The organism is Lewinella cohaerens DSM 23179, from assembly GCF_000379805.1.
Lineage (GTDB): Bacteria > Bacteroidota > Bacteroidia > Chitinophagales > Saprospiraceae > Lewinella > Lewinella cohaerens.
In genome coordinates, this window is sequence record NZ_KB903572.1 from 1 (window position 1) to 18209 (window position 18209).

8 protein-coding genes are annotated in these 18209 nt (G+C 46.7%); 3 read left to right on the plus strand and 5 right to left on the minus strand.

The window, feature by feature from the left end; all coding sequences use genetic code 11:
• The 3 genes from A3EU_RS31510 to A3EU_RS0123060 all read right to left on the minus strand — a co-directional run.
• Positions 1–8438: beta strand repeat-containing protein (locus A3EU_RS31510; protein ID WP_044086457.1), on the minus strand; the 8438-nt coding region annotated here is incomplete at its 3' end.
• A 395-nt stretch (positions 8439–8833) separates the two neighbouring features.
• A complete protein-coding gene (locus tag A3EU_RS0123055; protein WP_020538564.1) occupies positions 8834–10597 on the minus strand; it encodes a T9SS type A sorting domain-containing protein in 1764 nt (587 codons plus the stop codon).
• A 477-nt stretch (positions 10598–11074) separates the two neighbouring features.
• Positions 11075–12247 (minus strand): thioredoxin family protein, encoded by a 1173-nt coding sequence (locus tag A3EU_RS0123060; RefSeq protein WP_044086460.1) that lies wholly within the window; start codon positions 12245–12247, stop codon positions 11075–11077.
• Positions 12248–13343: 1096 nt separating this feature from the next.
• On the opposite strand from A3EU_RS0123060, the gene A3EU_RS0123065 reads away from it, so the two are divergent.
• Positions 13344–14042 carry a hypothetical protein gene (locus tag A3EU_RS0123065; RefSeq protein ID WP_020538566.1) on the plus strand — a complete coding sequence of 233 codons (699 nt, stop codon included), beginning with the start codon at positions 13344–13346 and terminating at the stop codon, positions 14040–14042.
• Between the two features lies 1 nt (position 14043).
• Here the strand turns inward: A3EU_RS0123065 and A3EU_RS0123070 are convergent, their stop codons facing one another.
• Positions 14044–14412, minus strand: coding sequence for a hypothetical protein (locus A3EU_RS0123070; protein ID WP_026211545.1), 369 nt, complete (start codon positions 14410–14412; stop codon positions 14044–14046).
• 69 nt (positions 14413–14481) lie between these two features.
• On the opposite strand from A3EU_RS0123070, the gene A3EU_RS0123075 reads away from it, so the two are divergent.
• Both A3EU_RS0123075 and A3EU_RS0123080 read left to right on the plus strand, forming a co-directional pair.
• The gene (locus A3EU_RS0123075; RefSeq protein WP_020538568.1) at positions 14482–15699 is read left to right on the plus strand and encodes an RsmB/NOP family class I SAM-dependent RNA methyltransferase; all 1218 of its coding nucleotides are present in this window, start codon (positions 14482–14484) and stop codon (positions 15697–15699) included.
• Between the two features lie 682 nt (positions 15700–16381).
• Complete coding sequence (locus A3EU_RS0123080; protein WP_020538569.1) at positions 16382–16966, plus strand: outer membrane beta-barrel protein; 585 nt, start codon at positions 16382–16384, stop codon at positions 16964–16966.
• 175 nt (positions 16967–17141) lie between these two features.
• Here the strand turns inward: A3EU_RS0123080 and A3EU_RS31515 are convergent.
• The coding region (locus A3EU_RS31515; RefSeq protein ID WP_044086462.1) for a T9SS type A sorting domain-containing protein at positions 17142–18209 on the minus strand (1068 nt) is incomplete at its 5' end.

The window sequence follows — 18209 nt, forward strand, 5'->3', positions numbered from 1 at the left end:
TAGGTCATGCCGTTGCCGTCGTCGGTGACGCCAGGACCACTGTAGACGCCACCCGTTGGCGTGCCGCTGCCAAGACCAGCTTGTACGCCAGCATCAACACAAATATCAGCAGGAGCCGTAAAGGTTACCGTTGGTAAAGCAAATACTTCTATATCGTCATTGGCACTATTCGTACAGCCGTTTTCATCAGTATAAGTATAGGTAAGCGTATGTACGCCTACTCCTGCAATCGCCGGATCAAAGCTGTAGGTCATCCCGTTGCCGTCATCTGTAACACCAGTACCACTATAAACACCCATGTCACCTGCGACCGTACCCTGTGGAGGCGTGCCGCCACCGAGACCAGCTTGTACGCCAGCATCAACACATAGGTCGGCAGGAGCAGTGAAGGCGACGGTTGGTAAGGCAAGTACCCTTACATTTACATCCAGTGTACGGGTACAACCATTGGCGTTCATCAAAGTTACTGTAACCGGTATAACACCTACACCAGCGACAGCAGGATCAAATTGGAAGCTATCGCCGTTGCCATTATCTGTTACACCGTAGCCAGAATACATTGCGCCATCACATGGAATACATAGTGGTCCAAGTGTTACCACACCATCATTTACACATACCGTTTGAGGAAATGTGAAATCCGGATTAGGTGGCAAACTGAATACCTCTACATCATCACTAGCATTGTCTATACAAGCTCCAACACCTACTGTATAGGTGATTGAATGTGTGCCAACACCTGCAGCTGCGGGGTCAAAACTATAAGTCATACCGTTGCCATCATCGGTAACACCAGGACCACTATATACACCACCTGTTGGGGTGCCGCTACCAAGGCCAGTTTGTGTGCCAACATTCAAACAAAGATCTGCTGGTGCTGTAAAGGCAGCAGTAGGTATTGCAAAAATCTGTACATCTTGTGATGCACTATTTACACAACCATTTCCATCTGTAAAAGTATAAGTTAAGGTATGTACTCCAACTCCAGCCGAAGCCGGATTAAAGAAAAATGCAAAACCATCCCCAACATCCGTCACACCAGGCCCACTATAGGTTCCACCTATTGGGCTACCAAAACCATTATAAGTAGTAGGTGAGCTATTAATACATGCATCTGGTAATGCTACAAACGTTACCGTCGGTAAAGCATGAACTACTATATCATCTGTCGCTGTTCCCGTACATCCATTATCATCAGTATAAGTGTATGTAAGGGTATGTGTACCTACACCCGCTGCTGCTGGGTCAAAACTGTAGGTCATGCCGTTGCTATCGTCCGTAACACCAGGACCACTATAAACACCAAGGTCACCGGCAGTACCCTGTGGAGGCGTACCTCCTCCAAGGCCAGCTTGAACACCGGCATCGAGGCATAAGTCCGCTGGAGCGGTATATGAAACTGCCAGAGGGATATTAACCCTCAGATTAGCTCCACTCGTTCTAGTACAACCCGTAATTGGATCAGTGTAAGTATAATAATAAGGTGTTAGGGCGAATTCACCAGTCATTGCATCTATCTCAACAAACCATGGAGCTGCTTCAGCTACAGCCAAATCAAGTGTATAGGTCATGCCGTTGCCATCGTCCGTGACTCCTGGTCCACTGAATGTTCCACCACTGGGGTTCACTATATTTATCGTACCTCCCCCCGTATGTGAAATGGTGACAGTGCCCTCAACCAAGCAAATAGGATCAGGATCAAAAGCAGAAACAGTAGGCAAGCCAAATACCTCCACATCATCGCTAGCACTAGCAGTACAACTATTATCATCTTCATAGGTATAGGTAAGTGTATGCACACCAACACCTGCGGCTGCAGGATCAAAGCTGTAAGTCATGCCGTTGCCGTCATCGGTAACACCAGGACCGCTGTAAACACCCATATCGCCAATAATTGTTCCTTGTGGAGGAGTACCGCCACCAAGGCCAGCTTGTACACCGGCATCAATGCATAGATCGGCTGGGGCTGTGAAATCTACTGTAGGTAGTGCGAAGACTTCTATTTCATCACTAGCACTATTTGTACAACCATTTGCATCGGTAAAAGTATAAGTGATGGTATGCACGCCCACGCCTGCGTCAGAAGGTGTAAAGAGATACTCGTCTCCCTCTCCTGTGTCAAACACACCAGGACCGCTGTAGACACCTCCTTCAGGTGCCCCCGCAAGAAGATCAAGGTATCCACCTGCATCTACACAAAAACCACCACCGGAATAATTTACTAAAGCAGAAGTTGAATAGGTCACTACTGGCAATGCAAATACTTCCACATCATCGCTGGCACTAGCTATACAGCCATTGCCATCCGTTGTGCTATAAGTAATCGTATGCGTCCCCGCACCAGCAGCAGACGGGTCAAAATCATAAGTGTCATTTCCATTATCAGTAACACCAGGCCCGCTGTAAACACCACCCGTTGGCGTGCCGCCGCCAAGACCAGTTTGCACACCAGCATCAATACAGAGATCAGCAGGAGCCGTGAAGGTCACAGATGGTAAGGCTACTACCGTAACCTCCACTACATTAGAAAAAGGATCACTACAGCCGGAACCACTACAGTTACGTAATAAACGGTACCAGCTAGTAGCCGTCAAAGATCCTGTATTGTAGGTACTGCCCGTAGCTCCACCGATGTTGGAAAAACCACTACTTGGTCCCGTAGTGGACACCTGCCATTGGTAACTGCAATTAATACCTCCAGATGTCGAAGAAGTTAGTGTGCGATTTCCGCCCGAACAGATCGTCCCGCCACCAGATATAGAAATAGTGGGATCAGGAATTACTGAAACAGAAACTACACTAGAAGTAACAGGGCCACATCCCTGTCCCGAACAGGTACGGACTACCCGATACCAACGAGTTGCGCTTAGGCTCCCTGTATTATAGGAGGAACTGTTAGAGCCGACGTTAGAAAACGGCCCACCTGATCCCATACTTGATACCTGCCACTGGAAACTACAGCTACCAGTACCTCCAGTTGTCGTAGCGGTAAGCGTGCGATTTCCGCCCTCACAGATCATTCCCACCCCCGTAATGGAGATAATAGGGGTCACAAACACTTCCACCATATCACTAGTACTGCCGCTGCAACCATTCACATCTGTGAAGTCATAGGTAATCGTATGAACTCCTACTCCAGCAGCAGCTGGATCAAAACTATACGTCATACCGTTGCCGTCATCCGTAATGCCAGGGCCGCTGTATACACCGCCGGTGGGCATACCGCCGCCCAATCCAGCTTGTAAACCAGCATCTACACAGAGGTCTGCCGGTGCTGTGAAAGTTACGACTGGTAGAGCAAATACTTCTATATCGTCTGATGCGCTAGCAGAACAGCCATTGGTATCAGTAAAGTCATAAGTAAGAGTATGTACGCCAACTCCTGCCATAGCAGGGTCAAAGCTATAAGTCATTCCATTGCCATCATCCGTAACGCCAGGGCCACTGTAGACGCCACCTGTTGGCGTTCCACCGCCTAGGCCAGCTTGAACACCAGCATCAATACACAAATCTGCGGGGGCAGTGAACGTCACTACTGGCAATGCAAATACTTCCACATCATCACTGGCACTAGCTATACAGCCATTGCCATCCGTTGTGCTATAAGTAATCGTATGCGTCCCCGCACCAGCAGCAGACGGGTCAAAATCATAAGTGTCATTTCCATTATCAGTAACACCAGGCCCGCTGTAAACACCACCCGTTGGCGTGCCGCCGCCAAGACCAGTTTGCACACCAGCGTTTTCACATAAATCGGCTGGGGCCGTAAAAGCAACAGAGGTGCTAGCGGTAACTTCCAAATCTGCCATTGCGGCCGCAGCCGTAGCGCCACTTCCGCCCTGATCAAAGGTAACCTCGCTGGTCACATTGGTATACATACCAGCGGCCGTTCCACAGGGTACCATTACCGTAACGTCAAAAGAACAAGACGCTCCCGGGGCCAGTTCACCACGTCCGAAAGCAATAACGGAACTGCCCATTGCCGCAGAAATATCACCACAAATACCCGACAACGGAAGGTCGGTAGCCACCATACCGCTCACTACGGCATCCAAATCATCCGTAAAGCTAATATTGGCGGCACTTTCTGAAGGGCTGGCATTAGTGAGCGTAAATGTGAGGGTCGTAGTTTCCCCAGGAGCTAGGGGTCCACTAAACGCTTTGGTAAGGATAACCGATTCGAAAGTCAAGTCATCCGTAGCGGGCGTCCCTGTAACGTTCAGACCGTTTAATTCTCCGGTCACTTCACTCGTTGGGCAGGTGAATACACCACCAAAGGGTGCATTTGCCGGAGTCTGTAGGGTGACACTAAACGTACAAGAAGCACCGGCAGCCAGACTGCCGCCCGAAAAATTGAGCAAGCCGGTTCCACTTACCGTTCCGCCACATACGTTCATGGGCAGGCCAGTAGCGGCTAAGCCCGTGAGTAGGGCATCAAAATCGTCCGTGAAAGTAATATTGGAAATCGGATTAGTATCATCCAGGTTGGTCAGCGTATACTCTACGGTTACCGTTCCACCCGGTACTACGGGGTCATCGGTAAAGGTTTTGGTCAGCTGCAGCCTTACATCATCAACGGTGAGTGGTGCGGTAGCGAGATCAAGAACTCTTTGACCACCATCTAGTGTCACAATCAGATTACTAGTAGTATTCGTATAATCGCCAAGAGCAGCATTAGCTGGAACCAGCACGGGTACATCAAAGGTACAAGAGGTGCCGGCAGGCACTGAACCGCCGGTAAAAATCAGGAACGTTGTCCCGGAAATGGAAGAGCCAGCACCACAAGGGGCAGCCGGTAACGGCCCTTGAGCGGCCATTCCGGAGATTACACCACCCAGGTTATCCGTAAAGATGACCCCAGTGCCATCAAAGGTCGTTGTGTTATCAATGGTAAATCGCAAAATCACTTCCTCGCCCGGAACAGCTGTAGAGGGAATAAATTCTTTTGTTAAGGTAAAGCCGCCAACAACTAAATCATCTGTCGCCGCCACTCCTGTTGCTGCTTGCCCACCTACGGTAGCAGACAAAGCACTGGTCGTATTTGTATAAGTTCCAGGTGTGATTCCAGCTGGCACCTGCACAGGCACCGAAAAAGTACATACATCTCCCGGAGACATATCACCTCCAGTGAAACTCAGGTTAGTCGTACCACTTAGTTGGGAGCCGATGCCACAGCCGTCACTAGTGGGCAAACCAACGGCAGCCAAACCCGGAATCACTGCGTTTAGATCATCCGTGAAGGCAATATTGGTGGCGTCTCCGCTCGCAAACTCATCGTAGGTAAGGGTGAATTCCAGGTTCACAATATCTCCGGCATTTACCGGGTCATCGGTAAATGCTTTAGTTAAGCGTGGAATAGCTAATACCGTCAGGTCATCCGTAGCGGGTAGCCCTTGTACCGAAGTACCATTGAGATTTCCCGTCAAGAAGGACGTGGTATTCGTATAACCGGCAGAGTTCGTCTCCGCAGGTATTGTTACATCAATAGTAAAGGTGCAAGAGCCACTGGCAGGGATATTTGCGTCAATAACTTGGAAAACAAGCTGCCCCGCTGATGTAGTAGTAAAGAATAAAGAACCTGCACCACATGAATTAGCAGCAGGAAGGTTTGAAATTGTTGCGCCGGATAAAAACTCAGCGATAGGGTCAGTAAAGGTGATATCTGTCAAAGCATCCGTCGGGCTGGTATTGGTAATGGTGAACTCCAGGGTAGTTGTTCCACCAGCTGGTATTGGATTATTCAGGAAAGTTTTCGTAATAGCAGGAACGTACTGCACAAACAAGTTTGCGTTGGCTTGATTGCCTGTTACTACACTTCCATCGATATCTGCAGTAATTGCGCTGGTTGTGTTAGGGTAAGTACCAGGGGTAGCTCCGGCAGGCACCATCACGGGTATGCTGAACGTGCAAGAACTATTCGGTGCCAAAGTTCCTCCGGTAAAGGTTAACAATGTAGTTCCTGACAACTGAGCCCCCGTGCCACAAATATCATTTAACGGGGTGCCAGTAGCCGTTAGACCTGCGAGTACGGCACTCAGATCATCGGTGAAAGACACATTGGTAGCAGTGAAATCACGGCTCAGGTTAGTTATCGTAAACTCCAATTCAGTCGTCTCGCCAGGAGAGACCGGATTGGTAACAAAGCGCTTTTCTAGTAATATTTCGTTTGGTTCTACTACCTCTAAAATAGCAGCAGCAGCACCACAATTAAGCGTCTGGAAGAAATTATTGAGAATCGAAAAATTCTCTGTTACATTGTTTTGAGTACCAGCAGAAATTGCTTCTACATCAACGCTTATCGTACAACTTGTTCCTGCCGTAACGGTAGTTTGTCCAAAGACTATTGGTCCGTAGGTTATATTGTTGGAGCCAGGTACCGCAGTAACCGAACCATTCATACAGGTAACGGTTATATTCGCCGGACTAGCGACAACCAAGCCAGGAGGAAGGTTGTCCATAAACTGTGCACTATTCAAGTCTACTCCTCCTCCTGAATTATCAATAGTGAAAGTCAACGTACTGGTTTCACCAACGTTAATCGTGCCAGGGCTAAAACTTTTGGAAAAGAGTGGGCAAGCTGCATTTACAGTCAAATTCGCAGAAGCAGTTCCACTATTTCCCGCAAAAGAAGTGAGGTCCCCCGTGGTATTCGTACTCGTTCCAACAGTACTACTTGTCACATTAACCGAAATCGTGCAACTAGCGAATGCTCCGACCTCTCCATTAACGAGGCTAATACTTGAACTGCCAGGTACGGCAGTGACATTCGCGGTATTCACACCGCAGGAACTCGTGATGGCAGGCACGGCAGCGACCGTCATACCAGCAGGTAGATTGTCAATAAAATTAAGGTCTACTAAACTCGTAGACGAGCTCGTGTTATCAATGGTGAAAGTTAAAGTAGTTACGCTTCCCTCACCAATTGTATTAGGATTGAAAAATTTTGAGAAAGAAGGCGGTAGAATGTTCAACACCTCTACATCGTCCGAAGCCGAATCTCCTCCCAGGGTATAAGTAAGCGTATGTACCCCTACTCCAGCCACCGCCGGATCAAAGGTATAGGTCATGCCATTACCATCGTCTGTAACACCAGGGCCACTGTAGACACCTCCTGTTGGGTTACCCTCACTCAAGCCTGTTTGTACGCCTGCATTTACTGACAAATCAGGCAAAGCCGTGAAGGTTACACCATTAAAGTCCTCGGCACAAACCAACAAGGGGGTTTCATCCCCACTCATACAACTGACATCCTGAGCACTATTACTCACGAAGATCAGACACTCATCTGCTGCGGTCGCTGAAATGGTTACTCCAGCCAGGTCACCGTTCTGTGGTCCAAAAACAGCTACACCTGCCGTGCCTGAGCCTGTAGCTCCCTGATAAATTGTCAGGTTATCCCCCAAAACATCGTAAGTACCTTGTTCTATAGTAAGGCGTACAAATTGGCCTGCACTGGGGCATACTTCAAAAATGACCAGATCGGTTTCATTATCGTCATAGCAATTGAAGTAAGTTGTTGTACCTGCTGGGCATCCACAAGCCGCCAGTACTTCTATATCATCCATTGCATCACCAGAACACCCCAACGGAGAAGTGTAAGTGATGGTGTGTACACCCAAACCAGCTACTGCCGGATTGAAATCGTAGGTGCCATCTCCATTGTCGGTTACACCGGGGCCACTATAGGTTCCGCCAGCCGGAGAGCCTCCCGTTTGATTGTCTAATCTTCCCGCATCTATACAAAGGTCAGCAGGCGCAGCAAAGCTGGCTGTAGCATTGGCTAGCACCTCCACATCGTCGTCGGCCGCTTGCCCATTAGCCGTATAAACGATAGTCTGTATACCTGCTCCCGCTGCTGCTGGATCAAAACTGTAGGTCATACCATTGCCATCGTCAGTTACGCCGGGGCCACTGTATACGCCGCCCGCAGGAATCCCCCCGCTAAGGTTCGTTTGTACGCCCGCATCTATACATAAGTCAGCAAGAGCGATGAAGTCAGTAGACTGAGCATCGCCATTTCCACATACCTGTAATTGTGCTAAACCAGCATCGTCGCAACTAATACCACTATTATCACTGTTAATAACAAAAATGAGGCAGTCATCAGGTTGGCTGGCTGTGATCACTGGCATACCCATACCCACATCACCACTAACCGGACCATAAATGGCTACCGCTCCTGTACCAGAACCCGTACCACTGGCTCCTTGAAACACCGTCAAATTATCAAATACTTCTTCAATAACTCCTTGCAGAATGGTAGCCGTGGCCGTATTTCCCGCGCTCGGGCATATTTCGAAAGCCGTGGTATTGACTTCGCCATTCTCGTAACAGTAAACGTAGAGGTTTTCACCAGGGCCGCATTGGGCTTGGAGCATCGTAGTCGTAAACACTAAAAGGGTGAGGAGTAGGCAGAGTTGCCCCAAGGATTTCTTCATGGCAGATTACAATTTGCTATTGCAGGCCCTGTAAAGAGCCTCCGGTATATGGGAGAATTAGCAGCTTCCCGTAAAGCGGGAAAATTTCATTTAGGTCGTAAAATAAATACCTAAACAGGGCGAATCAATCCACCTTGTTTAAATATCCCTCAAAAATAATGAAAAATAACCGAATCAGAGGATTCTCCTAAGTTAATCTCCTAAGAGTTAACACAGAAGACATACTATCAGGGGCTGCACCATCGTTCCTCGGCACCAGGCTATTCGCTCTCATGCAGTGCTGCGCATTGCATACCGCTACTATCATACGATAACGTGAGATGCTATGTTAGCATCTCACGTTACGATATGGTTCAAAAAAACAACTTTGGTGCCTTTCGTACTTCAAATAAAATCTATTCTTTTACCATTTTTTGCACCTGCCATACATCTCCTATCTTCACCTGCACGAAGTACAAACCGGCAGCTAGACTGCTCACGTCTATTGTTAAATTGCGGTTGCTCACCTGCTCTATGCGCATCATCTGCTGCCCATTAACAGCCCAGATCACTATTTCTTCAATGTCCTCCGCATAAGCAACCAGCGCTAGTTGTCCTGCCGTAGGGTTAGGGAACATACTCACCGGTTCTGCCTCAACCAACTCATCGGTACTAGTCACCTCACAGTAATTGTAGAAATCATTAGCATACAAAGCGTGCAAAGCCTCCACGTTATCATACATCAAATTCACCTGCTGAAGGTGATTACTATCAGGGTCATGGTGAAAAGAAAAAGCGACATCAATACTCATGCGCCCTCCCGGGAGCAAAAAGTCGGTAAGGTTAACCGCCCCCACTCCAAAACGTTCTACTTCCACTCCCGAGGTTTGATATAGCGACCATTCCTCGGTATTCTGCGGCCTCCCAGAAAAGGCAAAATCCGTTGCCGGCAACGGACTCAATGGTTCATAGCCGTCTCCTTGGGCAATCATACTACTTCCGTCACTAAACCGGCCTCGCATATAATTATAGTGCTCTTGGGGAGTTGCAGGTTCTCGCAATCCCAGAGGAGTATCTTCATCAGTAGCCTCGTAGTAGTAAAAACTAGACATATCAACATCCAAAAAAGTAACCGCCTGCACTGGCGGTACACCCACAAGCGGCAGCGTATTCGTCGAACACAGCTCACTACCATCACCATCGGTAGCATTTGCATTATAGGCATAGTAGGTATTTAGTTCTGGTGCAGACCCAATATAATCATCCTCCGGGCAGCCCAACTCAAAATCCGTCCATAAACCCACGTGTACGGAATCCAGCCGCTCTATCGCCCAATTTATAAACTGATACCGACTAAAGACAGTGCGACTTAGCCACTCCACTTCACTGCATCTGTACAACCAAATCAGCTGTTGAAACTCAAACTGCAGCTTAGTAGGACTATTACTTTCTCCATGATCACCGCCACTGTCATTGTAAACCACCCATGCCATTACATCCGGCTGCTCCATATTGGTTCTTACGATGGGGTAATCTCCTGCAGCAGGGTTATAGGTACTGTCTCCGTCAGCATCCCAAAAAGGAGCCAAATCACTCACAACCTCTACAGGGGGTAATTCAAAACCATTGTAGGCCCCAAAAAAAGGATTCCCCTTCGCAGGCCAGGATAATACCGCGGGGTGGTCATCATCCAGCACACCATTGTCCGAAAAATCTTCACGTGCAGCTTCTATTTCAGCTTTAGTTACCATCCAAACCTTATCCCAGTTTTCACAAGCCTCCGGGCTTGTTGTCCCTCTCACGGGGTCTGCCAGTGCCCCTCCTCCTGGATAATTAGGGTCTCCATGATTCAAAGGGCCTGGATAAAAATCCGTTAGTCCATCCCGTAGTCCTGATCTGGCAGCAGCTACCTTCAGGTTACCTCCAGCGTCCTTTCCTCCAATCCACAAGCCTTGGGTCAGGATGGTAGTGATTCTCTCTTCGGGCGTGATGCCCACCGAGAAACCTGCTTGGTCGCCATCCCAGAAGGAACTTCCCGAAGCACTCAGTGTAGCTTCTACTGCGTTACCTGTCAGGGTTTGAAAATTATCAGCAGGGCCGCAGTTTTCCTGCCCCAGCAAAGACCAATGGGTTATCAAACAAAAAACAATACAAAGAGTAAAAGAAAGGCGCGTTTTCATTTTGGTAGTAGTTTAGGTTAAAAAACACTACAATATACCGCCACTATTACACCTGAAATACATCGTAACCACCATATTTAGTAAACGTAGTTATTCCCTGTGTGACAGAATGCCCTTGAATGGTAAACGCACCACAATCTTAGACTCGGAAGATTATCAGGGGCCGTCCCGGCCTGGGCGTTGCTGCGCAAACGCCCAGGCGGCACCAGGCTATCCGCTCTCATGCAGTGCTGCGCATTGCATACCGCTGCTATCCTTCATCCTTGCGCCCTACGGGCACCGCGCTCCGGCCTCACGGCCTGCGCGGCAATTGCTGTTTGGGTTGGTCGGGGCATTAATGGCATGAGTTAAATTCGTGAATTTAACCTATCCTGTATCCACCGTTCAGCAGAGGTTGTACCCCCCCCCGTATGACCCGTTAAGATCCTTTGGTGGCCTCTGGTGCTTCAAAACCCTTGGTGATGATTCAAACATTGGTTATTTCTCCAGAATCTTCTCCGTCTCGGAATAATCCTGGCCATCGATTTTTGCCAGCTCGATGGCTTTCATCGCCGTCGATTTGGCCATTTTCTTATCACCAGTCTTGTAATAAAGCCACGCCAGCGTATCCATATTAGCGTAAGCGGGCTCCATCTCAACTGACATTTTTGCCCAAGCTAAAGCCTGCTGTAAATGGTCTTCATTATTGCTTGATTCGAAGATTGTCCAGGCGACACCGTTCAACTCCATTGCGTTATCGCTGCCATACGTTGTGTAGTACTTTACAGCGGCAGACACGTAGTCGTCATTGTCTTGCACCTGCTCAGCGTGGAGCATGGTATAATGGGCTAGTAGCCTTGGAGCCATTGCGCCACCATATTCTTCGTAAAGGCTGACTACATCCGCTACTGCAGGGAGTTCACGCATATTATTCTCCTTCATATAGTGGCCAACTATAGCCTGCTGCATGGTCATTACGAAGCTGCTAGCGCCAGCGATTTCCATGGCTTTATCGGCGTTTTCCACGAGGTAGTTCATGCGCTTGCCACCAAGTTCTCCTGGGTTAGCGATGAGGAGCTCTATTGTCGCAGGTGCAGACCAGTCCTTCTGCATTTCCAGGTATTCACTGGATATTCTACCTGCTTTTTCCTGTTCGTAGACATCGGTAAGAACCTGGCTATACGCTGCAAGGAATTCTCCGCTGCGGTCACCTCCGTCATAGCGCTTATTCATTACACCGAGGCTGCTTTCGCCAATGGCGGCATCGGCAAGCGCAAGGAATTCTTCCTGGGGAATGTAGCCAATGCCCTTGTGTACGATATCGCCGTTGCCATCAACAAAAAGATAGGTAGGATAAACCCTTACACTATAGCGCTGGGCAATAGCGGGGCCTTCGCCCTTTTCCATATCAAACTTAGCGTTGATGAAGCGTTCGTTGTAAACCTCTCCCACTTCTGCGGCGGGGAATACCTTAGCAGCCATCATCTTGCAGGGACCGCACCAGGTGGTATAGGCGTCGATAAAGATGACTTTGTTTTCTTCTTTAGCCTGAGCCAGCAGTTCGTCAAACGGCATTTCTACAAAACTCATGCCTTCGCCTTCGGCGGCTTCGCTTTGTGCAAACATGTTCAATGAGAAGCAGCAAAGTAGAAGGAAAAATGAATATTTCATATTGGTTGTTGGTTGTTTGGTCCTGAAATTAAGGGCTTTTGCCCATACCGTAAGTAAACGGCTACGCTTTATTATAATTTTAGCCCCTTAGTCAGAACCTTAATTCGTTGATAACCAGTTCGCAAATCCCCCAACAAACTCTTAGCTTGACTTTCGGCATTCGCCGAAAGTAGTAGAAGGATTAAAGGTAGAAGGTATAGGGATTTGAAACCGAAGGAAAATGGCTACCGTTTAATTTCCATCTTCCGCTTTTTTACGCCCTTGTTGGGAATTGATCCTTCTGCGTTTTCTGATCCCTGTACCCTGTACCATAGGCGCGCGAAGCAAGCCGAACTCTGAGGACTGAAAGGACGATCACCGAAGGTTATCCCAGTACGGACTTTTGCCGAAAGTCAAACTTAGGTGTCAAAAAATCAGAATAGAATAGAATAGATTAGAAACCATACTATCAAGAGACAACAACAAAAAGAAGCGGCCCGCCAAATGCGAGCCGCTTCTTCAAATTTTTTCCATCTGATACATCTTATAGAAGAATAAATCATTAGTTTGAGGGGAGTCGTACCAATGATTTATCTTCCTTTTATCTTTTACGTCCGCAAAGCATGAGATAGTGATTTGCTGGGAGTTAAACTCCAAAAAAAATTATAATTTGTTATTAGCAGGACGAAAGATAGTTGCTATTATTCCGGTCGATGTGTCAAAGGTACACTAATTACCAAGTGGTACACCAATAAATCTTATCAACTTAGAAAACGGTAGAAAATAGCCTCCTTACGTGCATTTTTTGCAGGGGATCGGTAGTACACTTATTGTACAAGCACACCTCAAAATAGGAAACGGTAGGAAAATCCACAAGAGTGGTTGTTTTAAACCCGAAAACGTACTGTTTCCGGACCAGGGTTGATTTTAGCTAAACCAACCCTGGCTAATAAATAGCCTGTGCCTGTGCATTCTGATCATTATCACGCCCAAATACCTAATCTAAAGAAAATCGCAAAGGAGTAAACGAAAATCACACTAAAAATCAAAATGTTCTTAATCAAAACATAATTTTGCAAACAAAAAGATAGTATATTTGCACAAATACTACTATAACATGAAAAAGCAAGCCGTTAACCGTAAGTATAACTTCCCGGATGCCGATCTTTACGTCCAGTCTCTTGAACGGATTCGCTATGCTCAACGTGACATTGCCCAATTCACGAAATACGGCTATGACAAGCATCGGCTAAAAGCTTTCATGGATAAGTGTGAAAAATTCAGACAACTTCCTGACGACGACGAAGTACTTGGTGATCAAATGGTTACCACCGAAAAGAAAAGCACCTCAGCAGAAAAGCTCAAAGGAGCAATTCGCTCAGTAATGACCAGGGTAGGGATGAAGTACAGTAACCGTTCGGGACGTTACCGGAAATTCGGCACAGCAAAGCTTGGAGACATGACAGATGCTCAGCTGCTATTCTGTGGTCGCCGGGTGGCCAGAGTGGCTCGCCAGCAAATAGACTTCCTCGCGGAGGTGGGCATGAACGAGAGTGTCATCCAAAAAGTAGTGGATGCCTGTCGGCAATTCGAAAATGCACTAAATATTCAACAGGATAAAGTAGCAGAACGAGATATCGCTGTAGAGCGTCGGACAGAGCAAGGGAATATCCTCTACGATGAACTCGTAATCCTTTGTAATATTGGAAAAGATATCTGGGCAGAAACCGATCTAGCCAAGTACGAGAATTACACCATCTACGAAAGCAATAATGATCAAAAAATTGCTCGTAAGGAAAGACAAGAAGAGGTCTGAATCACTCGAGAACAAATATCAGGTCATAGAGAAACCCCGTACTCAAACTCAGCGTTACTAAATGCATCGTCAAGGCCCCAACTAGTAGTAAATCGGTCTTTTCCTGTTTGATTGCACGCACCCCAGCCAAACTTCCAAGGCCAGCAAAAAGCCACACCCCCACTAGGCCTAAAGAAAAGAGGTAGCTTAATTTTGCCCCAAAATAGGAATAGTCTCCTATTTCTCCACTGCCACGAGCCAGTAAAAGCCTTCCTATCATCACGAGGGCGATTCCCAGCGTATACCAGAAAAAACGAAAACAGCGCTGCCTGTGCTCTGGCAAATCAGGTTGCTCTTCACTTAAATCGTCTAAAACATCGTTCTCTTCCATAGTATAAGTATTGCGCAAAAAAGTGATCAGGATTAGGTACAAGCTGTTAATTGATGGTATCTTTGCCCCATGGCGCAAGATAAACCTATTGCATTATTCCCACCGCATTTGCGGGCTATTGCTGAAGCACTTTCGGCTATTTTTCAAGATGGCTTCTATGCAGACAAAGTCATAGAACGTACACTGAAGGCAGATCCTCGCAGAGGTGCTGGTGATCGGGCATTTATTGCTCAAAACATCTACGAGATCGTTCGTTGGTACAGGCTCCTCTACACTTTACGAGGTAGCGAACCGCGCACAGAAAACGACTGGTGGGAAATTATTGGCATTCGTTATATAATCGATGGCCATCGACTCCCCGATTGGACTGAGTTCAAAAAGCTGAAGCCAGAGCTTATCCAGCAGCGGTACAAAAAAGCAAAAGAACAACGCGCTGTTGTTGAATCCATCCCCGACTGGCTGGATGAACTAGGCCTAAAAGAACTAAAAGAACAGTGGCCCCCTACCCTACACGCCCTCAACCGGCCAGCCGAAGTGATTTTACGGGTTAACACCCTTAAAGGCAATGCCAAAGGCTTGGTAGCCGCCTTAAAAAAAGACAATATCACCAGCAAAGTGATCGGCGAAACTTCTGTTCATGTAATCAAGCGCAAAGCACTCTTCCGCTCTGCAGCTTTCAAGGCAGGTCTTTTTGAGGTACAGGATTTCAGCAGCCAGCAGGTAGCTCCTTTCCTAGATGTAGCTCCCGGCATGCGGGTTATTGACGCTTGCGCAGGGGCAGGGGGAAAAACACTCCACCTGGCCAACCTTATGGATAATAAAGGTCAAGTCATAGCTCTGGATACTGAAAGCTGGAAACTGAACGAACTACGTAAACGCGCCCGCAGAAACGGGATTCACATTGTAGATACCCGTCCTATTACCAGTAGCAAAGTTATCAAACGACTAAGCCAATCAGCAGACCGCGTACTCCTCGATGTTCCCTGCTCCGGCCTGGGGGTTATCCGCCGTAATCCCGATTCAAAATGGAAAATGGATATCGAGTTTATTGATCGTATAAAAACGGTGCAACAAGAAATCCTACAATCCTATTCTCGGATGGTTAAAAAGGACGGCAAGCTGGTTTATGCAACTTGTAGTGTGCTCCCTAGTGAGAACCAAGACCAAGTGCAAACTTTCCTCGCCAGTGAAAAAGGGCAGTCTTTTCAGTTGGAAGAACAGCGCATCCTCCTCCCACAAGAGGATGGGTATGATGGCTTCTTCATGGCTAGATTAGGCAAGAAATAACCATTACTGCTTTGTCGGCTAAGTGTCATTGTTTTTAAATTCTACTTTTTTAATAGGGGTTGTCTTTTTTTTCTGTGTCTTTTTTAATGTACTGCATTATAAGAGTAATAGAATCGTTTACTCACGCTTAACTGTCTTTTACACAATACAGCTTGTGACAATGCCATTTAAAAACTATTTTTAGTTAATCATGCTTTAATAACATGAAAACAAAGTGGCTGGACAAGAAAAGTGTTAAAAAGCACAATAATTGGTGTAACGTTTCTAAAACCTACTCAACGTAATGCTAATGTTAAAAACAAAAGATAAATCTAAAAAAATCGTTAAATCTACAATATCCGGGAGCACAATAGGCATTCAACCCGTTATATTTGTAAGAACGAAAACATACAACCTTGATTTAGCTAACATTTTGTCAAGGGAAACCTGAAACCCAATTATTTTTTTCTCCTGAAGCATTGAACAACAACGCGCTCTAAATCTACTTTACCTATTCAATAAAGTAATCATTTGAGCATCTGGTTTTGGAATTAACACTAGACTAACAACGATGTTAGTCCTGGTACTTTTATTTAATTTTTAATGGCTAACTCCATTAAGAAAACAGAATCGTATACCCATTATTAATATTGATTTCAAATCCCATACAAACTTGAAGTCAATAATTAAAACCCCGAATATCATGCGTTACTTCAAATTACTTTCAATCAGTCTTCCAATCCTCACTTTTTGCTTCGTAGCAACCACTAATCTGCAAGCACAAAACAGCAAAAAAATGCCGCATTGGGAAGTACGAGCAGGCATTGGCTTACTTCCTACATTTATGAAAGATCATGCTAAAACGGAATTGCAGCCAGTGTCTTTGGAAGTACGTTACCGGCCAACTCAAAAATTTAGTCTCGGTTTATTAGCTGGAAATTCTATCAGCCAGGCGATGCAAGAACACCATACCGGTGAGACAAGACTTGTACGCAACAACTTCCAGATGATAGCCCTCCGTGGTGCCGTTCATTCCAACCCTTTCGAAAAATTCGAACTCTATGGAGGAATGCTACTCGGCTATACCAACAGCGATATAGATTACACCACTCAAAGTGATAAAAAAGATAGCGAACCAAGCTTTTTTCCAGTACCTAAGGAAAGAGACGGACTTTTCTTTTCCGCCTTCCTTGGCACCAGCTACCGGGTCTATAACAACGTTAACCTTTTTGGTGAGCTTAGTTATGGTCTCTCGATAGCTACGGCAGGAGTCGCAGTACGGTTTTAATAAAACCAATTTGCTTCCTACCTATATTAAAGAACGGCCCCGAGCTTTCGCTCGGGGCCGTCTTACATCATACTCGTGCTAAAAACCATATCACCAAATTCTTTGGCACTTATGGATAAATTCATTATCCATATTTAGAGTTTGTTTGGAAATTTTGCAAACTCTTACACTTCTTTTATTTTGTTGTAATCAACTTGTGCGACACTACTCCTCCTTTCGCAAACAACTGCACTTGGTACATTCCAGCTGGAAGGCCTGATAGGTCCAGGCGAACAGTACCGGTTGTATTAAACTGCTTCGTTTTCAAAAGCTGACCCGATCCCATTGCACTAATCCGTACAACGACCTCTTCACCGAAGCTTTCCGGAATTTCCAACCATGCGAAACCAGCGACCGCGGGATTAGGGTAAATACTGCTACCTTCAAGTTTTACAACATCTCTTACCGCCGTAATACACTCTTCCTGGTATTCGAAAGCACCAATATCACGACGGTCATTAAAGACCATCAAATTACGCTGATCAGCTTCATTATTATCTGGATCACCACCATCAATGGCAGGACTTGGACACTGAAGCGCGTGGGTCATAGTTGATCCTCCATTATCCGCCAGCACATCGAGATTCGCATCGACGGGCTGTACTTCTGTTCCTACTGTATCTGTCATCATTGCTGTAAAAGCACCACTATCATCTATACCTATCAGGTTATAGCCCATTGAGCCAATGCTGCCCATACCGGCCACATCTACACCTGTCGTACCGGTAAAGTTACCCGCCACCAAAGTGCTATTCATCATCGTCGAAGAAGAAGCTGTCGATTGAAAGAAACCACCACCTTCTGTTTGAGCTGTGTTATTAGTAACCGTAGAAGCTGTCACGGTGAGGCTACCATTATTGGCTAAACCACCACCAGCTTGGGTACCGGTGTTTCCACTGATGGTAGAGTAAGTTACATTCATCGTACCTGCTGCATCATTATGAACGCCACCACCAGCTCCACTACCATCAACCATGTTATTGGCTATTGTAGAGGCTACGATTTCTACCGTACCACCAGCATTGAAAACACCGCCACCACCTTGGTCGCTTCCGCCACCAGTAGCTGTGTTATTCATTATACTAACTTCTGTAACGGTCATCGTTCCAGCGCCGTTCCATAGACCACCGCCTTCCGCCGTAGCGGTATTGCCGCTTACTACGCCGCCGGTAATATTTGCATCACCTGCTCCTGTAATGTGTAG

Coding starts and splice junctions, on each gene's coding strand:
- A3EU_RS0123055 (WP_020538564.1), bottom strand. CDS start 10,597: ATGAAAACGCGCCTTTCTTTTACTCTTTGTATTGTTTTTTGTTTGATA.
- A3EU_RS0123060 (WP_044086460.1), bottom strand. CDS start 12,247: ATGAAATATTCATTTTTCCTTCTACTTTGCTGCTTCTCATTGAACATG.
- A3EU_RS0123065 (WP_020538566.1), top strand. CDS start 13,344: ATGAAAAAGCAAGCCGTTAACCGTAAGTATAACTTCCCGGATGCCGAT.
- A3EU_RS0123070 (WP_026211545.1), bottom strand. CDS start 14,412: ATGGAAGAGAACGATGTTTTAGACGATTTAAGTGAAGAGCAACCTGAT.
- A3EU_RS0123075 (WP_020538568.1), top strand. CDS start 14,482: ATGGCGCAAGATAAACCTATTGCATTATTCCCACCGCATTTGCGGGCT.
- A3EU_RS0123080 (WP_020538569.1), top strand. CDS start 16,382: ATGCGTTACTTCAAATTACTTTCAATCAGTCTTCCAATCCTCACTTTT.